Annotated in this window: 1 protein-coding gene; it reads right to left on the reverse strand. The window is 61.4% G+C overall.

All coding sequences use genetic code 11. The annotated features are described in order from the left end of the window. A partial coding sequence (locus G8O24_RS47340; protein WP_283815673.1) for an AMP-binding protein occupies positions 1-396 on the reverse strand: 396 nt, incomplete at its 3' end. Positions 397-399: the final 3 nt, after the last annotated feature.

The raw sequence follows: 399 nt of genomic DNA on the forward strand, positions 1-399 counted from the left end.
GGTAACGAACTCATGCTCGTCCCAAGTCGCGAGGTCACCCGGGTAGAACCATCCGGCATGGAACTTCGGATCCTTCGAGCCAGTCTCGCCGGAGTAGGACATACCGCACTTGGGACTGCGCATCGCGACCTCACCGACCTCAACGCCGTCCTTGGCGGCCAGCTCGTCGGGCTCAGCGATACGGTCGTCAAAAACCTTGACCACCTCGACGTCGTCATCAGTGCTGGCCCGACCAGCTGTACCGGCCATTCCCGGCAGATCGAAGGGACGCAGGAAGGTGTTCCAGAAGGTCTCAGTGGTGCCGTACCCGTTCGAGATGTTGGGGGTGAGAACCTCCATATACCGGCGGGCCGAGCCGGCGTCAAGTGGGGATCCCATCGTAACGATGCCCTTCAATCC

The organism is Bradyrhizobium campsiandrae (genome assembly GCF_014529705.1).
GTDB classification, from domain to species: domain Bacteria; phylum Pseudomonadota; class Alphaproteobacteria; order Rhizobiales; family Xanthobacteraceae; genus Bradyrhizobium; species Bradyrhizobium campsiandrae.